The sequence below is a fragment of the Microbacterium sp. I2 genome (genome assembly GCF_051364985.1).
Lineage (GTDB): Bacteria > Actinomycetota > Actinomycetes > Actinomycetales > Microbacteriaceae > Microbacterium.
On the sequence record NZ_JBLWIH010000013.1, the window covers coordinates 1 to 16337 of the forward strand.

General features: G+C 70.0%; 16 protein-coding genes and 2 pseudogenes. 11 read left to right on the forward strand and 7 right to left on the reverse strand.

Going from position 1 to position 16337, the window contains the following annotated elements:
- The 3 genes from ACLKM7_RS12075 to ACLKM7_RS12085 form a co-directional block, all read left to right on the forward strand.
- Window positions 1-879 (forward strand): sugar phosphate nucleotidyltransferase (locus ACLKM7_RS12075; protein WP_436447417.1); only part of this gene is annotated, 879 nt, incomplete at its 5' end.
- Window positions 880-925: 46 nt separating this feature from the next.
- On the forward strand, window positions 926-1564 hold the full coding sequence (serB, locus tag ACLKM7_RS12080; protein ID WP_436447418.1) for a phosphoserine phosphatase SerB: 639 nt from the start codon (window positions 926-928) through the stop codon (window positions 1562-1564).
- A gap of 32 nt (window positions 1565-1596) precedes the next feature.
- A complete protein-coding gene (locus ACLKM7_RS12085; RefSeq protein WP_436447419.1) occupies window positions 1597-2304 on the forward strand; it encodes an alpha/beta fold hydrolase in 708 nt (235 codons plus the stop codon).
- 27 nt (window positions 2305-2331) lie between these two features.
- Here the strand turns inward: ACLKM7_RS12085 and fabG are convergent, their stop codons facing one another.
- A complete protein-coding gene (fabG, locus tag ACLKM7_RS12090) occupies window positions 2332-3042 on the reverse strand; it encodes a 3-oxoacyl-ACP reductase FabG (protein WP_436447420.1) in 711 nt (236 codons plus the stop codon).
- 140 nt (window positions 3043-3182) lie between these two features.
- On the opposite strand from fabG, the gene ACLKM7_RS12095 reads away from it, so the two are divergent.
- The 4 genes and pseudogenes from ACLKM7_RS12095 to ACLKM7_RS12110 all read left to right on the forward strand — a co-directional run bounded on the left by ACLKM7_RS12095 (window position 3183) and on the right by ACLKM7_RS12110 (window position 5338).
- Window positions 3183-3707: a DUF4190 domain-containing protein gene (locus tag ACLKM7_RS12095; protein WP_436447421.1), complete on the forward strand. Its 525-nt coding sequence runs from the start codon at window positions 3183-3185 to the stop codon at window positions 3705-3707.
- A 40-nt stretch (window positions 3708-3747) separates the two neighbouring features.
- Complete coding sequence (locus ACLKM7_RS12100) at window positions 3748-4113, forward strand: DUF3099 domain-containing protein (protein ID WP_436447422.1); 366 nt, start codon at window positions 3748-3750, stop codon at window positions 4111-4113.
- Window positions 4110-4316 (forward strand): annotated as a pseudogene (locus tag ACLKM7_RS12105) (hypothetical protein); the annotation flags it as partial. The gene ACLKM7_RS12100 and the pseudogene ACLKM7_RS12105, both read left to right, overlap by 4 nt.
- A gap of 140 nt (window positions 4317-4456) precedes the next feature.
- A complete protein-coding gene (locus ACLKM7_RS12110) occupies window positions 4457-5338 on the forward strand; it encodes an SURF1 family cytochrome oxidase biogenesis protein (RefSeq protein WP_436447423.1) in 882 nt (293 codons plus the stop codon).
- An 8-nt stretch (window positions 5339-5346) separates the two neighbouring features.
- Here ACLKM7_RS12110 and ACLKM7_RS12115 read toward each other — a convergent pair.
- A pseudogene (locus ACLKM7_RS12115) lies at window positions 5347-6819 on the reverse strand (ABC-F family ATP-binding cassette domain-containing protein); the annotation flags it as partial.
- Between the two features lie 187 nt (window positions 6820-7006).
- On the opposite strand from ACLKM7_RS12115, the gene ACLKM7_RS12120 reads away from it, so the two are divergent.
- Genes ACLKM7_RS12120 through ACLKM7_RS12135 form a run of 4 tightly spaced genes read left to right on the forward strand, consistent with a single transcriptional unit; the run spans window position 7007 to window position 10890 of the window.
- Window positions 7007-8047 carry a FecCD family ABC transporter permease gene (locus ACLKM7_RS12120; RefSeq protein ID WP_436447525.1) on the forward strand — a complete coding sequence of 347 codons (1041 nt, stop codon included), beginning with the start codon at window positions 7007-7009 and terminating at the stop codon, window positions 8045-8047.
- A complete protein-coding gene (locus ACLKM7_RS12125) occupies window positions 8044-9117 on the forward strand; it encodes a FecCD family ABC transporter permease (protein ID WP_436447424.1) in 1074 nt (357 codons plus the stop codon). Before ACLKM7_RS12120 ends, ACLKM7_RS12125 begins: the two co-directional genes overlap by 4 nt.
- Window positions 9114-9998 (forward strand): ABC transporter ATP-binding protein, encoded by an 885-nt coding sequence (locus ACLKM7_RS12130; RefSeq protein ID WP_436447425.1) that lies wholly within the window; start codon window positions 9114-9116, stop codon window positions 9996-9998. Before ACLKM7_RS12125 ends, ACLKM7_RS12130 begins: the two co-directional genes overlap by 4 nt.
- Window positions 9982-10890: a siderophore-interacting protein gene (locus tag ACLKM7_RS12135; RefSeq protein ID WP_436447426.1), complete on the forward strand. Its 909-nt coding sequence runs from the start codon at window positions 9982-9984 to the stop codon at window positions 10888-10890. Before ACLKM7_RS12130 ends, ACLKM7_RS12135 begins: the two co-directional genes overlap by 17 nt.
- Window positions 10891-10899: 9 nt before the next feature.
- Here ACLKM7_RS12135 and ACLKM7_RS12140 read toward each other — a convergent pair whose 3' ends face one another.
- The 5 genes from ACLKM7_RS12140 to sufC all read right to left on the reverse strand — a co-directional run bounded on the left by ACLKM7_RS12140 (window position 10900) and on the right by sufC (window position 16324).
- Window positions 10900-12270, reverse strand: coding sequence for an MFS transporter (locus ACLKM7_RS12140; protein WP_436447427.1), 1371 nt, complete (start codon window positions 12268-12270; stop codon window positions 10900-10902).
- Between the two features lie 50 nt (window positions 12271-12320).
- On the reverse strand, window positions 12321-13478 hold the full coding sequence (locus ACLKM7_RS12145; RefSeq protein ID WP_436447428.1) for a MalY/PatB family protein: 1158 nt from the start codon (window positions 13476-13478) through the stop codon (window positions 12321-12323).
- 43 nt (window positions 13479-13521) lie between these two features.
- A complete protein-coding gene (locus ACLKM7_RS12150; RefSeq protein WP_436447429.1) occupies window positions 13522-15120 on the reverse strand; it encodes a serine hydrolase in 1599 nt (532 codons plus the stop codon).
- A gap of 70 nt (window positions 15121-15190) precedes the next feature.
- Entirely contained in the window at window positions 15191-15520 is a 330-nt protein-coding gene (locus tag ACLKM7_RS12155; protein WP_141882678.1) for a metal-sulfur cluster assembly factor, read from the reverse strand.
- A 9-nt stretch (window positions 15521-15529) separates the two neighbouring features.
- Window positions 15530-16324: a Fe-S cluster assembly ATPase SufC gene (gene sufC / locus ACLKM7_RS12160; protein ID WP_436447430.1), complete on the reverse strand. Its 795-nt coding sequence runs from the start codon at window positions 16322-16324 to the stop codon at window positions 15530-15532.
- Between the last annotated feature and the right edge of the window lie 13 nt (window positions 16325-16337).

Below are 16337 nucleotides of genomic sequence, written 5' to 3' on the forward strand. Positions count from 1 at the left end.
GTGATCGGCGCCGATCACGTGTACCGCATGGACTTCCGGCAGATGCTCGCCGCCCACATCGAATCCGGCGCGCGGGCGACGGTCGCCGGCATCCGTCAGCCCATCTCGCTCGCGAACCAGTTCGGCGTCATCGACGTCGACAAGGACGACCCGGTGAGGATCAACGAGTTCCTCGAGAAGCCGCTCGACGCGACGGGCCTCGCCGACGCTCCCGACCAGGTTCTCGCCTCGATGGGCAACTACATCTTCGACACCGATGCGCTGATCGAGGCCGTCGAGGCCGACGGCGAACTGCCGACGTCCAACCACGACATGGGGGGCGACATCGTCCCGTACTTCGTCGGTCGCGGCGAAGCCGCCGTGTACGACATGAACCGCAACGACGTGCCCGGCTCGACCGATCGCGACCGGTACTACTGGCGTGATGTGGGGACCATCGACTCGTTCTTCGACGCGCATCGCGATCTGATCTCGACGTTGCCCATCTTCAACCTCTACAACACGGACTGGCCCATCCACTCGCAGGCGGTGAACTCCCCGCCGGCGAAGTTCGTGCGCGATTCGGTCGGGCGCATCGGCAACTCCATCGACTCGATCGTCTCGCTCGGGTCGGTGCTGTCGGGCACCCACCTCGAGCGCAGCGTCGTCGGACCGTGGACGCTCGCCGGCGGAGGCTCGACGATCACCGACTCGGTGCTGTTCGACCACGTCCACGTAGGCGCCGGCGCGCGCATCCACCGGGCGATCCTCGACAAGAACGTCGTCCTGGACGAAGGCGCGACGGTCGGAGTGGACCGCGAGCGGGATCTGTCGCGCGGCTACACCGTCACCGACAGCGGGATCACGGTCGTCGGCAAGGGCATCCGCGTCGAACGGTGACCGGCGCAGTTCGTTCCGCCCGATCCGCGCCCGCTAGCGTGTGAGGGTGCCCGCCGCGTTCCGCTTCCTCGTCGTGCTCGACGCCGACTCCACCCTGATCCGCAACGAGGTCATCGAGCTGATCGCCGACGAGGCCGGTCGTGGCCGCGAGGTCGCCGAGGCCACCGAAGCGGCCATGCGGGGCGAGGTCGACTTCGCGACGAGCCTGCGCTCACGCGTCGAGGCGCTCGCCGGCGTGCCGGTCTCGGCGTTCGGGCGCGTGCTCGCGCGTATCGAGCCGACGCCGGGCGTGCGCGAGCTCGTCGCGGCCGTCCATGATCGTGGCGGCGCGGTGGGGGTCGTGTCGGGCGGCTTTCACGAGATCCTCGACACCGTCGCGCCGGACCTCGGCGTCGACATCTGGCGCGCCAATCGCCTCGCGACTGCCGACGGCGCGCTCAGCGGCGTCGTGGAGGGCGCGATCGTGGATGCCGAGGGCAAGGCCGAGACGCTCGGCGAGTGGGCGGCACTGCACGGCGTGCCGCTGCACCGGACGATCGCGATCGGCGACGGCGCGAACGACCTGCTGATGATGGCGGCCGCGGGGCTCGGAATCGGCTTCAACGCCAAGCCGGCGGTGCGGGCCCGAGCAGACATCGTGATCGGGCCGGTCGACCTGCGCGAGGTCATCCCGCTCCTCCCCTGACCCGTGTCGGAAGGCGGCGCTACGGTCGAGGCATGCACATCATCCTCGTCCCCGGACTCTGGCTCGACGCTGCGACATGGGGTGAGGTGACGCCTGCCCTCGAGGCCGCCGGTCACCGCACCCATCCCCTGACGATGCCGGGAGTCGGCGCTCCGGCGGCACAGTCGAGCGGCATCGGCATGGCCGACTGGGTCGCCTCGGTCGTCGCCGAGATCGACGCACTCGACGGCCCTGTCGTGCTCGTCGGTCATTCGGGCGGAGGCAACGTCGTGTACGGAGCGCTCGATGCCCGTCCCGACCACGTCGCGCACGTCGTGTTCCTCGACACTTTCCCCCCGACACCCGGCAGCTCGATCTGGGATTTCCCGGTCGTCGACGGCGTCGTCCCGTTCCCCGGCTGGGATTCCTTCGACGAGGGCGAGGTCGCCGACCTCGACCCGCAGACACGGGCGGATGCCGCGGCCCGCGCGCAATCTGTGCCCGAACGCGTGCCCACCGACCCCCTCAGGCTCTCGGATGAGCGTCGCCGTGCGGTGCCCATGACGATGATCACCAGCACGATGCCGGCGGACGACATCCGTGCGATTATCGGCGAGGCGCCGGCCTGGGCCGCCGAGATGGCCGCCATCGAGAAGCTCGACATCGTGCAGCTCAACGGACCCGACGACGCGACGGGACACTGGCCGCAGTTCTCCCGGCCGGGCGCCGTCGCCGAGGCGATCCTGCACGCGATCGACTGACTCCGCAGCCGACGGAGGCGCGCCGGCTCAGTGCCCCATGCCGAGGCCGCCGTCGACGGGGATGACGGCACCCGAGATGTACGCGGCGTCGTCCGACGCGATCCACGCGACGACTCCGGCGACCTCGTCGGCCGTCGCGAAGCGTCCGGAGGGAATGCTCTTCTTGTACTCCGCCTGGGTGTCTTCGGGCAGTTCCGCGGTCATGTCGGTCTCGATGAAACCCGGAGCGACGACATTGGCGGTGATCCCGCGGGCGCCGAGTTCGCGAGTGAGCGAACGGGCGAAGCCGACGAGCGCGCTCTTGGACGCGGCGTAATTGATCTGCCCCGCGGAGCCGTAGAGCCCCACCACGCTCGAGATCAGGACGACACGACCCCAGCGGGCTCGGAGCATCCCCTTGGACGCGCGCTTGACGACGCGGAACGCTCCCCCGAGATTGGTCGCGACGACCGAGTCGAAATCGTCCTCGGTCATCCGCAGCAGCAGGGTGTCCTTCGTGATGCCGGCGTTCGCGACGACGATCTCCACCGGGCCGAGGGTGTTCTCCACCTCGGTGAACGCGGCGTCCACGGCCGCGGCATCCGTCACATCTGCACGCACCGTCAGCGTGCCCTCGGGTCCCTCGCCGGAACGTGCAGTGACCGCGACGCGATAACCGAGCGCGACGAAGCGGTCCGCGATGGCACGGCCGATACCGCGATTTCCGCCGGTGACGAGGACGACGCGATCACTGGACATGCTGTGGCTCCCGGGGGTGTGACGGACCGCACCAGCCTACCGGCGTCGCCCACCGTGCCCTGGCCGCGTCCGCGGCGCAATTGACACTGGACGGCATGCGCTGAAACGCTGGAGGCGACTTCGACGAAAGGTGCGACCCCGTGAGCGACAACACCCCCGATGCACCCGTGCCCGGGCCGGCCGGCCAGCCCACTCCCCCGTCTTCGCCCGCGGGGCAGGGCGCCTACCCGCCTCCCCCCGGGCAGGGCGCGTATCCGCAGCAGGGTGCCTATCCGCCCCCGTCACAGGGCGCGTACCCGCCGCCCGCGCAGGGCGGTCAGCCGCCCGCGTACGGTGCACCTGCGTACGGCACGCCGCCGTACGGCGCCGCCCCGGCATACGGTTACGGAGCACAGCCGAAGACGAATGCGCTGTCGATCGTCTCGCTCATCGCCTCGATCGTCGGCTTCATCGGGATCCTCCCGATCATCGGATCGATCGGCGGCGTCATCACCGGCCACATCTCGCTGAACCAGCTCAAGACGAGCGGTGAGAACGGCCGGGGCATGGCGCTGGCAGGAACGATCGTCGGGTACGTCGGACTCGCGTTCTGGATCATCGGTGCGATCGTGCTGTTCTCATTCATCGCGTGGGCGGCCAGCCAGAGCTCGCAATACGGCCACTGACCGCGACCGCGCGGCGCAACCGGCGTACGCTGGAAGCACCGTGAAGAGTTCGAGCCACGCCCCGTCGGCGACATCGCTGCCGCGCGCCCCGCGCGACGAGGCAGGCGCGCGCTCGACGCGGTATCTGCTGATGATGGCGGTGCGCATCGCGTGCCTCGTCCTCATGGTCGTGATCACCCCGTACGGCTGGTACACGTGGGTCTTCGGCGCCGGGGCGATCTTCCTCCCGTACATCGCGGTGGTCTCGGCCAACGTGGGCCAGGAAGCGCGGCGCAACCGTCGCGAGGACCCCGAGCCTTCGCTGCCGGCCGTGCCGACGTCATCCCTGCCGTCCGGGGGCGATCGCGTGATCCGTGTCGAGGAGTCGCGTCCCCACGCACCCGAGCAGCCGGACCGGAACGCATGAGCGCAGCACCTCGCGAGCCCGTCGTCGACGCGACCTGCTCGCGAGCAGGCTGCCGCGCTCCGGCGTCGTGGCGCATCGACTGGCGCAATCCGCGCATCCATACGGCGGACCGCACCAAGACCTGGGTCGCGTGCGACGAGCACCGTGACTATCTCCGCGACTTCCTCGCCGCACGCGACTTCCCGGTGTCGGTGGCGCCCCTCGCTCCCGCACCTGCGAAAACACCAGTCGGTGACGGCGACACGCCGGAGACGGATGCATCGGATCGGCGTGTCGCGTCACCGACTGGTGTTTTCGCACGGGGCTCGGAGCCCGCGGGGCGACCAGAAACCGAGGCGTCGCCATGAGCGCCCGCCGCGAGGTCAGCATGCAGCGCCTGCCGCGCGCCGGCCGCTGGACCATCTACATCGGCCTCGCCGTCGTGTTCGCGATCGCGTGCGCGTTCCTGTCCAACTGGCAGTTCTCCCGCAACGAGGAGCGCAGCGCCCAGCTCGCTCTCGTCGCGCAGAACTACGACGCCGCACCTGTGCCGCTCGCCGAGCTCGTCGCGGCGGGCGACTCACTCGATCCGCAGGACGAGTGGCGTCCGGTGACGCTGACGGGACGCTATGTGAGCGACGACCAGCTGCTGGTGCGCAACCGGCCTCACGGCGGCACCTCCGCCTTCGAAGTGCTGGTGCCGTTCCGGCTGGGCGACGGCCGCGTGCTGCTCGTGGACCGCGGCTGGGTCCCGCCGGGTGGGGACCAGCCCGAACCCGACGCCGTCCCCGCCCCGCCTTCTGGCGAGGTCACCGTGGTCGTGCGGCTTCGACCGGGCGAGCCGATCCCTGCTTCCGGACGCTCGGCGCCGGACGGCCAGGTTCCCACGATCAACCTGTCGCTGGCCGCCGACGCCGTCTCGTCCGCCACGGGCGACGCGATGGAGCTCAGCGCCTACGGCGTGATCGTGTCGGAGGATCCCGCGGCTGAGAACACGCCGAACCCACTCGAGTCCCCCTCGGAGGACCCAGGACCGCATCTGTCGTACGCGATCCAGTGGATCCTGTTCGCCGCGATGGGCTTCATCTTCATCGGGTACGTCATCCGCACCGAACGTCGCCACCGGCGGGAGGATGCCGAGGACGCGGCCGATCAGCGGCCCGACGCCACGGGTGCCGGATCGCCTCGCCGCCGGGATCGCGACGCCGAGGACGAGGACGCGCTCCTGGACGCCGCCGGACGCTGACGCCCCGTCTATGCGAGGCTGATGAGGTCCGCGTAGTCGCGACCCCAGATGTCTTCCACGCCGTCGGGAAGGATGAGGACGCGCTCGGGGTTGAGCGCTTCGACGGCGCCCTCGTCATGCGAGACCAGCACGACCGCGCCCTCGTAGTGCGAGAGCGCCCCGAGGATCTCCTCTCGCGAGGCGGGGTCGAGGTTGTTCGTCGGCTCGTCGAGCAGCAGCATATTGGCGCTCGAGACGACGAGCGTCGCCAGCGAGAGCCGTGTCTTCTCGCCGCCGGAGAGCACGCCCGCGGGCTTGAGCACGTCGTCGCCGGTGAACAGGAACGAGCCGAGCACCTTGCGGGCCTCGGTCGCCGTGATGTCGGGGGCGGCGGACATCATGTTCTCAAGCACCGAACGCGAGACGTCGAGGTTCTCGTGCTCCTGGGCGTAGTAGCCGATCTTGAGACCGTGGCCCGGCTCGATCTGCCCGGTGTCCGGCTTGTCGACTCCCGCCAGGATCCGCAGCAGCGTCGTCTTGCCGGCACCGTTGAGGCCGAGCACCACGACCTTCGACCCGCGATCGATCGCGAGGTCGACGTCGGTGAAGATCTCGAGCGAGCCGTACGACTTCGACAGGCCCGACGCCATCAGCGGAGTCTTGCCGCACGGAGCAGGCTTCGGGAACCGCAGCTTGGCGACGCGATCCTCCTGGCGCACATCGTCCAGACCCGACAGCATCTTCTCGGCGCGCGCCACCATCTGGTGCGCAGCAGCGGCCTTCGAGGCCTTGGCGCCGAACCGCGCCGCCTGCAGCTGCAGGGCCGTCGCCTTCTTCTCGACGTTGACGCGCTCCTTCTTGCGACGCTCTTCGTCGGCAACCCGCTGGCGCAGGTAGTTCTTCCAGTTCATGTTGTAGACGTCGATGACCTGACGGTTCGCGTCGAGGTAGAACACGCGGTTGACGGTCTCGCCGACGAGCTCGACATCGTGGCTGATGACGATCAGTCCGCCCTTGTAGCCCTTGAGGAACTCGCGCAGCCACACGACGCTGTCGGCGTCGAGGTGGTTGGTCGGCTCGTCGAGGATCATCGACTCGGCGTCCGAGAACAGGATGCGGGCGAGCTCGATGCGCCGTCGCTGACCGCCCGAGAGCGTCTTCAGCGGCTGATCGAGGATGCGGTCGGGCAGCGAAAGGTTGTGCGCGATCGAGGCGGCCTCCGCCTCCGCCGCGTAGCCGCCGAGCGCTTCGAACCGCTCGGTGAGGTTCGCGTACTTGCGCATCGCGCGGGCCGCGGTATCCGCGTCGTCGTCGCCCATCGCGAGGGATGCCTCGTGCATGCCGATCGCGATCGTGCCCAGGCCCCGCGCATCCAGGATGCGGGTGCGCGCGAGCATCTCGGGATCGCCCGATCGCGGATCCTGCGGCAGATAGCCCAGCTCGCCGATCCGGTCGACCTTGCCGTCGGACGGCAGAAGATCGCCCGCCAGCACCTGTCGCAGATCCCCGCGATCGCCGAGGGTCGCATCGCCATCCTCGAGGAGTCCACGCCGCTGGCGGCCTCCGCCAACCCGTCGCCGCTGTCGATCGGCTGGGGCATCGACGAGTACTTCTCGGTGCTCGCCGGCGCGCTCGACTGATAGCCCGCCGACCGCTTCCCATCCACACGAGGTCCGAACCGTGAGCGTCCTGCAGACGACGCAGACACCGCTGCCGGATGCCGCTCCCCTGCGGCGTCCGGCGGCGGTGCGGCTGACGTGGCTCCTGGTCGGCATCGCCGTCCTGGCTGCGCTGTGCGTAGCGTCCATCGCGTTCGGCGCGCGCGACGTCTCGCTCGACGACGTCCTCGCAGGCCTTGCCGGCCGGACCGGCGATGTCAGCCAGGCCGCCGTCGTTGCGCGCCTGCCCCGCACGGTGCTGGCGTTGCTGGTCGGCGCCGCGCTGGCGATGGCGGGCACCGCCATGCAGGCGGTCACCCGCAACCCGCTCGCCGATCCGGGCATCCTCGGGATCTCGGGAGGCGCGGCGCTGGCCGTCGTGATCGGCATCGCGTTCTTCGGCATGTCGGGCCCCTACGCCTTCATCGTCGCGGCAGTCGCCGGCGCCGCCGTCGCCGCCATCTTCGTGTACGCCGTGGGCTCGCTCGGTCGCGGCGGCGCGACACCGCTCAAACTGGCGCTGGCCGGCGCGGCGGCCACGGCGGCTTTCATGTCGCTCGTGAGCGCGATCCTCCTCCCCCGCGCCGACATCGCCGAGATGTTCCGGTTCTGGCAGATCGGCGGTGTGGGCGGAGCGACCTGGGACCGGATCGCCGTCGTCGCGCCGGTGCTGGCCGTCGGCGCGATCGTCTGTCTCGCCTGGGCTCGCGGCATGAACTCGCTGGCGCTCGGTGACGACGTCGCGGCCGGGCTCGGCGAGCATGTGTTCCGCACGCGTCTGGTCGCGTTCGGCGGCGCGGTGGTCCTGGCGGGCGCCGCGACCGCGATCGCGGGGCCGATCGCGTTCGTCGGCCTCATCGTGCCGCACATGTGCCGGCTGCTCGTCGGCACGGATCACCGCTGGCTTCTGCCGTTCTCGGCGATCGCCGGCGCCGGACTCCTCGTGGCGGCCGACATCGTGGGCCGCGTGATCGCGCGGCCGGAGGAGATCGAAGTGGGCATCATCACGGCTCTGATCGGCGCCCCGTTCTTCATCTGGATCGTCCGCCGCCAGAAGGTCCGGGAACTGTGAGCACGCTCCTCGACGCAGGTACCCCCGCTTCCGCGAGGCTCAGTGAACGCACCGCGGCCGTCATCGCCGGCCGCCGTCGCCGTGAGCGGCGACGCGCCGCGGTCACCGTGATGCTGACGATCGCGATCCTCGGCGTCTTCGTGGTCTCTCTCATGGTCGGCAAGTCGTTCTACGGACTCGACGAGGTCGCACGTGTGATCCTGGGCGAGACCGTCCCGGGTGCGTCGTTCACGGTCGGCGAGCTGCGTCTGCCGCGTGCGAGCCTCGCGGTGCTCGCGGGCTTCGCCTTCGGCGTCGCCGGTGTGACCTTCCAGACGATGCTGCGCAATCCGCTCGCATCGCCCGACATCATCGGCATCACGTCCGGGGCGAGCGCCGCGGCCGTCTTCGGCATCGTGGTGCTCTCGCTGAGCGAGACGCTCGTCTCGCTGCTTGCCGTGGCAGGAGCGCTCGCGACGGCGTTGGCGATCTACCTGCTGTCGAACAAGGGCGGCTTCGCCGGCACGCGCCTCATCCTCATCGGGATCGGGGTCGCGGCCATGCTCGACGCTGCTGTGACCTACGTCCTTTCCAAGGCGGCCGTGTGGGACCTGCAGTCCGCGATGCGCTGGCTGACGGGCAGCCTGAACGGGGCGACCTGGTCGATCGTGGTGCCCCTGGCTGTCGCGAGTGTCATCCTCGTGCCGATCCTGCTCGCGCAGAGTCGCGGTCTCGGTGTCATGCGCATCGGCGACGACGCCGCGGCCGGGCTGGGCGTGCGGCTGAACGTCACGCGCGTGATCGCGATCGTCGCCGCCGTCACGCTGCTCGCCTTCGCGACCGCCGCAACCGGTCCGATCGCGTTCGTGGCCTTCATGGCCGGGCCGATCGCTGCGCGCATCGTCGGCCCCGGCGGCTCGCTGCTGCTGCCGTCAGGCCTCGTCGGAGCCCTGCTGGTGCTCGTCGCCGATCTGCTGGGGCAGTTCGCCTTCGACAGCCGCTATCCGGTCGGCGTCGTCACAGGCGTCCTCGGCGCTCCGTATCTCATCTACCTCCTCATCAGGACCAACCGCTCCGGAGGCTCGCTATGACCGCATCCCACAGCCTGTCGGCCGAGGCGCTCACGCTCGCCTACGGCGATCGCGTGATCGTCGACGACCTCGAACTGCACGTGCCGCCGGGACGGATCACCGCGATCGTGGGTGCGAACGGATGCGGCAAGTCGACGCTGCTGCGCGCCCTCGCGCGGCTCATCTCACCCAAGGCGGGACAGGTCGTGCTCGACGGCAAGGCGCTGCACGCGCGGCCGTCCAAAGAGGTGGCGCGCACGCTCGGGCTGCTGCCGCAGAGCCCGATGGCGCCCGAGGGCATCGCAGTGGCCGATCTCGTCGGCCGCGGCCGGCATCCGCATCAGAAGCTGCTCGCCCGCTGGAGCCCGCGGGACTACGAGGTGGTGGCGCAGTCGCTCTCAGCCACCGGCACCGACGACCTCGCCGACCGCTCGGTCGACGAACTGTCAGGCGGGCAGCGTCAACGGGTGTGGATCGCAATGGCGCTCGCGCAAGAGACCGACATCCTCCTGCTCGACGAACCGACGACGTTCCTCGACGTCGCGCACCAGGTCGAGGTGCTGGATCTGCTCACCGATCTCAATCGCGACCGCGGCACGACGATCGTCATGGTGCTGCACGACATGAACCTGGCCGCCCGCTACGCCGACCATCTCTTCGCGCTGCGCGCGGGCCGCGTCGTCGCCAGCGGAGCACCCGGTGAGGTCATGACGAGCGAACTGATCCGCGAGGTGTTCGATCTCGACGCGCTCGTCGTTCCCGACCCGGTGTCGGGCGCGCCCATCGTGCTGCCCCGTGGCCGGCACCACGTCGCCGCACCGACTCCCGAGACCGCTCCTGCGTTCGCCGCCGCGCGCGCCGCTTCAGACCAGACAGGAATCACCGATGGCCTCCCCCGCTGACACGAACCGCTTCTTCCGGGCGCGGGTGACCTCGATCACCGACCTCACGCCGAGCTTCCGCCGGTTCACCTTCGGTGGCGACGACCTCGTCGAGTACGGCGACACCGGCTTCGACCAGCGCATCAAGATCGTGTTCCCGACACGCTCCATCGGTCTGGACGCCATGCCCACCGGCGCGGACTGGTACGCACGCTGGCGCGATCTGCCCGAGGACCAGCGTCCGCCGTTCCGCACCTACACGACGCGCTACGTGCGCAACGAGCGGCGCGAGGTCGACATCGACATGGTCGCGCACGACGTGCTGGGGCCGGCTTCGGACTGGATCGCGCGTGCGCAGGTCGGCGACGAAGTGCTGATCTTCGCCCCCACGACCGCGCACACCGGCGTCAGCTACGGCATCGACTTCGTCCCGCCGGCCCGCGTCGACAGCATCCTCCTCGCCGGCGACGAGACGGCGGCTCCCGCGATCGCCGCGATCCTCGAGCAGCTGCCCGCCGACGCGACAGGCGTGGTCGCTCTGGAGGTGCCGCACGCCGCCGACGTCGCCTACCTGCCGCACCACCCGGGCTTCGAGTACCGAGTGGGCGCCCGCGACAGCGCAGATCGGCACGCGCACCTGGTGTCGTCGGTGACGGATGCCGCGACCGACCTCGCTCCGTCGGGTCAGGGCGGTGACGTCGAAGAGGTCGACATCGACACCGACATCCTGTGGGAGGTGCCGCGCACCGCGAAGGGCGGAGCGGCGCTGAAGAGCGCACGCCTGTATGCGTGGCTTGCCGGTGAAGCGGGAGCGATCAAGGCGCTGCGGCGCCACCTCGTCGCCGAGCGCGGGGTGGACCGCCGCGCGGTGGCGTTCATGGGCTACTGGCGGGTCGGCCGCGCCGAGAACTGACGTTCCGCTCTACCGCTCCTCATCGGCGCGACCCATGCGCAGACCCGGGATGAGCGCCGCGAGGGCCAGCAGGCCCGCGATGGCGAACACGGCCGGGAATCCGGCATCCGTTCCCACAAGCGCCGTGAAGACGAGCCCGAGCATCGCGATCGCCGACGCCGCGCCGATCGAGTCCGAGATCGACAGCGCCGACGAGTTGAATCCCTGATTCTGCGGTGTCGAGTAGGCGAGAGTGAGCACCGTCAGGCGTGGATACATCAGCCCCATACCGGCGCCGGCGAACGCCCACCCACCGATCAGCACAGCGGGATGCAGGTGCCCGACCGCGGTCACGGCCGCGATCACCAGCGATGTCACGAGCAGTGAGCTTCCGATCACCGTGATACGGACATTGCCGAGGCGCTCGCCGAAGCGCCCCTGCACGTCCGCGGCGGCCGCCCAGGCCAGCGCGGCGGCGGTCAGGCCCAGGCCCGCCCACGTGGGCGAGAAACCGTACTCGTCGATCAGCAGGTACGGCACGTAGATCTCGGCGCCGAACAGCGCCCCCGCGATGAGGCCGCGCATCAGGACCACGCTGGGCAGGCCGCGGGCGGCGACGAGCGTGCCGCGCGGCAGCAACGGCCGGGAGGCCAGCCCGATGACGACGACGGATGCCACGACCGCGGCCCATGCCCAGGTTCCGAGCTCACCTGCCAGACTCAAGCCCAATGCCCCTGCGGCCACGGCGATCGCGCACACCAGGCGCGGCCACACGCGGCCCGATGCCGGGTCGTCGGTGGACAGAGGCCGACCGTGCAGACGCGCGACGACGAGCGCGAACGCCACGACGGTCAGCCCCGCGACGCCGAGGAAGACCCACCGCCAATGCAGGAACTCCGTGACGGCACCGGCGAGGAACGGTCCGATGAGCGAGGGCACGACCCATGCTGCCGAGAAGGCCGCGAAGACGCGCCCGTGCAGCGCGGGCGGATACACCCGCGCGACCACGACGTACAGCGCGACGGTCTGGCCGCCCGTCCCCAGACCCTGCACCAGCCGGCCGAGGACGAGCAGCGGCATCGTGGGCGCGAGCCCGGCGAGCAGCAGGCCCACGACGAACAGCACGACGGCCGTGGTGAGCGGGGCGAGGACGCCGCCACGGTCGCACCACGAACCCACGGCGACCATGCCGATCACGCTGGTCGCGAGGGTCCCGGCGAAGGCGACCGCGTAGAGCCGGTCGCCGTCGAGATCGGCGCTGACGACAGGCATCACCGTGGTCACCGCGAGCGACTGGATCGCCGCGAGGAAGATGAGGGCGACGGCGCCGACGGTCACCCAGACGAAGCGCGACTGCCAGATACTCGCCGGGTCTGAATGGCTCACAGCCGGCGATGTCATCAGCCCAGGCTAGCCGTCGCCGATCACCCCGAACGCCCGGAACGTGCCCGTCATCGCGAGATCTGCGCGATACGCTGCACGGCTTCGCGCAGGACCTCGGGCGAGCAGCCGAAGTTGATGCGGACGTGCCCGCGCCCTTCTTCTCCGAAGAGCGGCCCGAGGTGCAGCGCGACGCGGGCATCGCGGAGGACCTTCACGGCGGGGTTGTCGCCCCAGCCGAGCTCGGACAGATCGACCCACGCCAGGAAGCCGGCGTCCGGAATCCGGTATCTCGCGGCGGGGAGGTGCACCGCCAGCAGCTCCGCAAGCAATACCCGGTTCGCATCGAGCGCCGCGAGCTGCGCGTCGAGCCACTCGTCGCTCTCAGGCGAGAAGGCGGCGACAGCGGCGATGGCGCCGAACAGCCCGGTGCGCCACTCAACCTCCGCCGGCAAGGCGCGCACCGCGGCGCTGGTCTCGTCGTCGGCGGTGACCATCAGGGCGCATTTGAGGCCGGCGAGGTTGAACGCCTTGCTGGCGCTGACAACGGCGTATCCGACGCGCGCCGCGACGGACGAGGCATCCAGGAACGGCGTGAAGGTGGCGTCCCGATGCGTGAGCGGGGCGTGGATCTCGTCGCTGATCACGACCGCACCGAAGCGGGCGGCGAGATCGGCGAGGGCGGCGAGGATCTCGCGTGAGTGCACGGTACCCGTCGGGTTGTGCGGGTTGCACAGCAGGATCGCGCGCGCGCCGCCGGCGAAGGCGGCTTCGATGCCCACCAGGTCGAGCTCCCACGCGGTGCCGGTATCGCGCAGCGGGACGCGCTCCACGACGGCGCCGGCCTCGGGGACACACTCGAAGAAGGGCGGGTACACCGGGGTCGTCACGATCACCCGATCCCCCGGCTCGGTGACCCGGCGAAGGATCTCGACGACTCCCATCATCACGTCGCAGGTGGTGCGCACCCGTGCAGGGTCGACCGCCCACCCGTAGCGTCGCTGCGCGAACCCGGTGAACGCGGCGGCGATCCCGGGGTCGGGCGGGGTGTAGCCCGTGTCACCGAGTGCGACGGCGCGGCTCAGCGCCGCCGTGATGGCCGGTGCCGGCGCGAAGTCGGTCTCGGCGACGAACAGCGGCAGGACGTCGTCGCCGTACGTGCGCCATTTGGTGCTGGAACGCTGTCGCAGCTGATCGAGGGGAAGTGCCTGCAAGGGGGTGACGCTCACCGTTCGACCCTATCGAGCGCCCGGGACGCGGGACCCTTCTGCGTCACTGTGTGAAGGTGCCCAGCCCGTGCTGATCGAAGTACTCGAGGACGAGGGTGGAGCCGTCGAAGGTCGCCGTCGAGATGCTGCCCGCCGTCCCGTTCTCCCCCGTGAGGCGGAACACGAACTCGTCACCCGACCAGTGCTCGAGCAGCCAGCGGCCGGTGGGTCCGACGGCGAGTTCGAGCTCGCCGTCGACGACGCTCACCGTCGCCGGGCCGAAGTAGTCGTTCCCGTAGGTGCCGGCGTAGGACGCGAGATCCGCGGCGGGCGCCGCGTCCACCGGTGGGTCCTCCCCCACCAGCTCGCCGAACGGGGCCATCTGCCGCTCGAACACCGACGTATACAGGGCCAGCCAATCGCGGCGCTCTGCACCGAACTGCGCGATGTCGGCGAACCGAGCCGCGATCGCCTCGGGCACGCCGTTCGCGCTGGCGTTGGAGAGCACGACGATGCCCAGACCGGCACCCGGCAGCATCTTCACGATCGTGCCCGCACCCAGTGCGAACGCTCCGGAGTGGTTCACGTCGACCAGTCCGCCGATCGTCGTACCCACGTTGAAGCCGTAGCCGTACGTGCTGGCGCGTCCGCCGAAGGCGCTCGGCGGTCCCGTGATCATCTGCGGCGACATCGCCGGCAGCAGAGACGCGGGCTCGACGAACGTCTGGCCGTCGTGCTCCCCTGCTGCCAGCAGCATGGTCATCCAGGCCGTCATGTCCGTCACATTGGAGCTCGCGCCACCGGCCGGTGACTGCGCGTCGGGCTGGCGCGGCTCCGGCGTGACGATCCACTCGCCGTCGTCCTGGATGTGTCCGACCGCCCGGTTCTCGCGTGCCTCCAGCTCGGCGAAGCGCGAACTCGTCGAGGTCATCCCGAGGGGCTCATAGAGCAGCCGCTCCGACAGCGCCGCCCAGTCCTCGCGGGCGGCACGCGCAACGGACTCACCGGCGGCGGTGATGTCGAAGTTCCCGTAATGGTAGACGGCACGGAACGGCTCGAGCGGGATCAGGCGCAGCCGTTCCAGGATCGCTGCGCGGTCGTAGCCGATGTCCTCCAGCTCGTCCCCGGCATGCTCGTAGAGCCCCGATCGGTGGGCGAACATGTCCGCGATCGTCACGTGTGAACCCGCGTACGGGTCCGACAGCGTGAAACCTTCGAGATGCTCGGACACGGGCGTGTTCCACGTCACCAGGCCCTCATCGATCGCCCGGGCGACGACCGTCGCCGAGAGGGACTTCGAGACGGACGCCAGTGCGAAGACGGTGTCGGGATCGACAGGCTCGCCGCTGTCGACGTTGCGGATGCCGAACCCCTCGGCGAAGAGCAGCTCGCCCTGATAGACCACGCCCACGGCGATCCCGGGGGTGCCGGTCGCGTCCATCGCGGTGGCGACGGATGCCTCCAGATCGGCGATCGCGGCGTCGACACCATCCGGCGTCACGGTCGCAAGCGCGTCGGCGCTCGGGTCCTCGCTCACCGCCGGCGCGGTCGATGGCGACGGTACAGCCGCTACCGGCGCGCCGAAGCTGCACCCGCTCAGCGTCGCGAGGGCCGCGACGCCCCCGATGGCAGCAAAGATGAAGCGTCCCCCGCGAATGCGCATGGGCCGAGTGTGGCAGTCTCCGGCCGGCAACGCGAGGGACCCAGGTCCCGGACCAGGTCCTGCGGGCGGTTCAGATGGCGAAGCCGAGAGCCCGCATCATGTCGCGACCGTCGTCGGTGATCCGCTCCGGGCCCCACGGCGGCATCCACACCCAGTTGATGCGGAACCTCTCCACGACCTCGTCGAGAGCCTGCGCCGTCTGCTCCTCCAACACGTCCGTCAGCGGGCATCCCGCGGATGTCAGCGTCATGTGGATGACCAGGGCGTCGTTCTCGTCGTCCCACGCCAGGTCGTAGATGAGCCCGAGGTCCACGACATTGATCCCCAGTTCGGGGTCCATGACGTCCTTGAGCGCCTCGGTGACCTCGTCGAACTTCTCGGGCGTGAGCGTTGCGGTCATATAACGATCCTACGCTTCAGTGGCGACGGGAGCCTCGGCAGGCTCCTCTGCGCCGGGCGGGAGGAAACGGTCGTAGCCCTCGTCCTCGAGTCGATCCGCGAGCTCGGGGCCGCCCTCCTCGACGATGCGGCCGCCGACGATGACGTGGACGAAGTCGGGGTGGATGTACCGCAGGATCCGCGTGTAGTGCGTGATGAGCAGCACGCCGAGGTCGCTCTCCGCCTTGGCGCGGTTGACGCCCTCCGACACGATCTTCAGCGCGTCGACGTCGAGGCCGGAGTCGGTCTCGTCCAGGACCGCGATCTGCGGCTTGAGCAGCTCGAGCTGGAGGATCTCGTGGCGCTTCTTCTCGCCACCCGAGAATCCCTCGTTGACGTTGCGCTGCGCGAACTTCGGGTCCATCCGCAGGGCCTTCATCGACGCCTTGACATCCTTGGTCCACGTCCGGATCGAGGGAGCCTCGCCCTCGATGGCGGTCTTGGCCGTGCGGAGGAAGTTGGTGACTGTCACGCCGGGGATCTCGACGGGGTACTGCATTGCCAGGAACAGGCCTGCGCGGGCACGCTCATCGACGGTCATCGCGAGCACGTCCTCGCCGTCGAGCGAGATCGACCCGCCCGTGACGGTGTACTTCGGGTGACCGGCGATCGTATAAGCGAGCGTGGACTTTCCTGAGCCGTTGGGGCCCATGATGGCGTGCGTTTCGCCGGTGCGGATCGTCAGGGTGACGCCGTTGAGGATGGGCGTGGTTCCGGCATCCGTCTCGACCGTCACGTGGAGGTCGCGGATCTCGAGGACAGACATGTTCGTTACCTTC

What these genes read in the sequence shown, in the direction of transcription:
- ACLKM7_RS12085 (WP_436447419.1), top strand. Translation starts at nt 1,597, where the DNA reads ATGCACATCATCCTCGTCCCCGGACTCTGGCTCGACGCTGCGACATGG.
- fabG (WP_436447420.1), bottom strand. Translation starts at nt 3,042, where the DNA reads ATGTCCAGTGATCGCGTCGTCCTCGTCACCGGCGGAAATCGCGGTATC.
- ACLKM7_RS12110 (WP_436447423.1), top strand. Translation starts at nt 4,457, where the DNA reads ATGAGCGCCCGCCGCGAGGTCAGCATGCAGCGCCTGCCGCGCGCCGGC.
- ACLKM7_RS12130 (WP_436447425.1), top strand. Translation starts at nt 9,114, where the DNA reads ATGACCGCATCCCACAGCCTGTCGGCCGAGGCGCTCACGCTCGCCTAC.
- ACLKM7_RS12135 (WP_436447426.1), top strand. Translation starts at nt 9,982, where the DNA reads ATGGCCTCCCCCGCTGACACGAACCGCTTCTTCCGGGCGCGGGTGACC.
- ACLKM7_RS12140 (WP_436447427.1), bottom strand. Translation starts at nt 12,270, where the DNA reads ATGACATCGCCGGCTGTGAGCCATTCAGACCCGGCGAGTATCTGGCAG.
- ACLKM7_RS12150 (WP_436447429.1), bottom strand. Translation starts at nt 15,120, where the DNA reads ATGCGCATTCGCGGGGGACGCTTCATCTTTGCTGCCATCGGGGGCGTC.
- ACLKM7_RS12155 (WP_141882678.1), bottom strand. Translation starts at nt 15,520, where the DNA reads ATGACCGCAACGCTCACGCCCGAGAAGTTCGACGAGGTCACCGAGGCG.
- sufC (WP_436447430.1), bottom strand. Translation starts at nt 16,324, where the DNA reads ATGTCTGTCCTCGAGATCCGCGACCTCCACGTGACGGTCGAGACGGAT.